This window comes from Burkholderia sp. E168m23, from assembly GCF_016586125.1.
In the GTDB taxonomy this organism is placed as follows: Bacteria; Pseudomonadota; Gammaproteobacteria; order Burkholderiales; family Burkholderiaceae; genus Burkholderia; species Burkholderia orbicola.
In genome coordinates, this window is record NZ_BCPP01000733.1 from 1 (window position 1) to 3,692 (window position 3,692).

At 69.3% G+C, this 3,692-nt stretch carries 2 protein-coding genes; both read left to right on the forward strand.

The window, feature by feature from the left end; genetic code table 11:
• The coding region (locus JMF90_RS28475; RefSeq protein ID WP_201325726.1) for a MexX/AxyX family multidrug efflux RND transporter periplasmic adaptor subunit at window positions 1-985 on the forward strand (985 nt) is incomplete at its 5' end.
• A gap of 15 nt (window positions 986-1,000) precedes the next feature.
• Window positions 1,001-3,692 (forward strand): multidrug efflux RND transporter permease subunit (locus JMF90_RS28480; RefSeq protein ID WP_201325727.1); only part of this gene is annotated, 2,692 nt, incomplete at its 3' end.

Sequence of the window (3,692 nt, forward strand, 5' to 3'; positions counted from 1 at the left end):
GGTCGCGGGCATCGTCATCGCACGCACCTACGAGGAAGGCCAGGAAGTGAAGCAGGGCGCGGTGCTGTTCCGCATCGATCCTGCGCCGCTGAAGGCCGCACGCGACGCCGCGCAGGGCGCGCTCGCGAAGGCGCAGGCCGCCGCGCTCGCGGCGACCGACAAGCGCCGCCGTTACGACGATCTCGTGCGCGACCGCGCGGTGAGCGAGCGCGACCATACCGAAGCCGTCGCGGCCGATACGCAGGCGAAGGCCGAGGTGGCATCCGCGAAGGCCGAACTCGCGCGCGCGCAGTTGCAGCTCGATTACGCGACCGTCACCGCGCCGATCGCGGGCCGCGCACGGCGCGCGCTCGTGACCGAGGGCGCGCTCGTCGGCCAGGACCAGGCGACGCCGCTCACGACCGTCGAGCAGCTCGATCCGATCTACGTGAACTTCTCGCAGCCGGCCGCCGACGTCGACGCCTTGCGTCGCGCGGTGAAGAGCGGGCGCGCGACGGGCATCGCGCAGCACGACGTCGCGGTGACGCTGCTGCGCGCCGACGGCACCGCGTATCCGCTGAAGGGCAAGCTGCTGTTCAGCGATCTCGCGGTCGATCCGACCACCGACACCGTCGCGATGCGCGCGCTGTTCCCCAATCCGGAGCGCGAGCTGCTGCCGGGCGCGTACGTGCGGATCGCGCTCGACACGGCGGTCGACCAGCGGGCGATCCTGGTGCCGCGCGACGCGCTGCTGCGCACCGCCGACCGGACGTCGGTGCGGGTCGTCGGCGCGAACGGCAAGGTCAAGGACGTCGAGGTCACGGCCGACCAGATGAGCGGCCGTGACTGGCGCATCACGCGCGGCCTCGCGGGCGGCGAGCGCGTGATCGTCGACGACGCCGCGCAGTTCGCGCCCGATACGGCCGTCAAGCCCGTCGAAAAAGCGCCGCCGTCGAAGGCGGCGCCGGCAGCGGCCGCTTCGCAGGCGGCCGCCCGTCAAACCTGACCGGTTCAAACCAACATGGCACGTTTCTTCATCGATCGCCCCGTCTTCGCGTGGGTGATCGCCATCTTCATCATGCTGGGCGGCCTGTTCGCGATCCGCGCGCTGCCCGTCGCGCAGTACCCGGACATCGCGCCGCCCGTCGTCAGCATCTATGCGACGTATCCGGGCGCGTCCGCGCAAGTCGTCGAGGAATCGGTGACCGCGCTGATCGAGCGCGAGATGAACGGCGCGCCGGGGCTGCTGTATACGTCCGCGACGAGCAGCGCGGGGGCTGCATCGCTGTACCTGACGTTCAAGCAGGGCGTGAACGCCGATCTCGCGGCCGTCGAAGTGCAGAACCGGCTGAAGACGGTCGATGCGCGCCTGCCCGAGCCGGTGCGCCGCGACGGCATCCAGGTCGAGAAGGCCGCCGACAACATCCAGCTCGTCGTGTCGCTGACCTCCGACGACGGCCGGATGACCGACGTGCAGCTCGGCGAATACGCGTCGGCGAACGTGGTGCAGGCGCTGCGCCGCGTCGAGGGTGTCGGCAAGGTGCAGTTCTGGGGCGCCGAATATGCGATGCGGATCTGGCCGGACCCCGTGAAGCTGGCCGGGCACGGCCTCACCGCGTCGGACATCGCATCGGCCGTGCGTGCGCACAACGCGCGCGTGACGATAGGCGACATCGGCCGCAGCGCGGTGCCGGACAGCGCGCCGATCGCGGCGACGGTGTTCGCGGACGCACCGCTGAAGACGCCGGCCGATTTCGGGGCGATCGCGCTGCGTGCGCAACCCGACGGCTCCGCATTGTTCCTGCGCGACGTCGCGCGCATCGAGTTCGGCGGCAACGACTACAACTATCCGTCGTACGTGAACGGCAAGGTCGCGACCGGGATGGGCATCAAGCTCGCGCCGGGCTCGAACGCGGTGTCCACCGAGAAGCGCGTGCGCGCGACGATGGACGAGTTGTCCAGGTACTTCCCGCCCGGCGTGAAATACCAGATCCCGTACGAGACGTCGTCGTTCGTGCGCGTGTCGATGAACAAGGTCGTCACGACGCTGATCGAGGCCGGCGTGCTGGTGTTCCTCGTGATGTTCCTGTTCATGCAGAACCTGCGCGCGACGCTGATTCCGACGCTCGTCGTGCCGGTCGCGCTCGCGGGCACGTTCGGCGTGATGTATGCGGCCGGCTTCTCGATCAACGTGCTGACGATGTTCGGGATGGTGCTCGCGATCGGCATCCTCGTCGACGACGCGATCGTCGTCGTCGAGAACGTCGAGCGGCTGATGGTCGAGGAAGGGCTCGCGCCATACGACGCGACCGTCAAGGCGATGAAGCAGATCAGCGGCGCGATCGTCGGGATCACCGTGGTGCTGACGTCGGTGTTCGTGCCGATGGCGTTCTTCGGCGGCGCGGTGGGCAACATCTACCGGCAGTTCGCGCTGTCGCTCGCGGTGTCGATCGGCTTCTCGGCGTTCCTCGCGCTGTCGCTGACGCCCGCGCTGTGCGCGACGCTGCTCAAGCCGGTGTCGGGCGACCATCACGAGAAGCGCGGCTTCTTCGGCGGGTTCAACCGCTTCGTCGCGCGGGCGACGCAGCGCTACGCGACGCGGGTCGGCGCGATGCTGAAGAAGCCGGTGCGCTGGCTCGTCGTGTACGGCGCGCTGACCGCGGCGGCCGCGCTGATGCTCACGCAACTGCCGACCGCGTTCCTGCCGGACGAGGACCAGGGCAACTTCATGGTGATGGTGATTCGCCCGCAAGGCACGCCGCTCGCGGAGACGATGCAGAGCGTGCGCGCGGTCGAGTCGGCCATCCGTCGCGACGAGCCGACCGCCTATACGTATGCGCTCGGCGGCTTCAACCTGTACGGCGAAGGGCCGAACGGCGGGATGATCTTCGTCACGCTGAAGAACTGGAAGGAACGCAAGGCCACGCGCGATCACGTGCAGTCGATCGTCGCGCGCATCAACGAGCGCTTCGCGGGCACGCCGAACACGACGGTGTTCGCGATGAACTCGCCGGCGCTGCCCGATCTCGGTTCGTCGAGCGGCTTCGACTTCCGGCTGCAGAACCGCGGCGGGCTCGACTACGCGACGTTCAGCGCCGCGCGCGAGCAACTGCTCGCGGCGGGCGGCAAGGATCGCGCGCTCACCGACCTGATGTTCGCGGGCACGCAGGACGCGCCGCAACTGAAGCTCGACATCGATCGCGCGAAGGCGTCCGCGCTCGGCGTGTCGATGGACGAGATCAACACGACGCTCGCGGTGATGTTCGGCTCCGACTATATCGGCGACTTCATGCACGGCACGCAGGTGCGGCGCGTGATGGTGCAGGCCGACGGGCGGCACCGGCTTGATCCGGACGACGTGAAGAAGCTGCGCGTGCGCAACGCGCGCGGCGAGATGGTGCCGCTCGCGGCGTTCACGACGCTGCACTGGACGCTCGGGCCGCCGCAGCTCACGCGCTACAACGGCTATCCGTCGTTCACGATCAACGGCTCGGCCGCGGCCGGCCACAGCAGCGGCGAGGCGATGAGCGCGATCGAGCGGATCGCCGCGAAGCTGCCGGCCGGCATCGGCTATGCGTGGTCGGGGCAGTCGTTCGAGGAGCGGCTGTCGGGCGCGCAGGCGCCGATGCTGTTCGCGCTGTCGGTGCTCGTCGTGTTCCTCGCGCTCGCGGCGCTCTACGAGAGCTGGTCGATTCCGTTCGCGGTGATGCTGG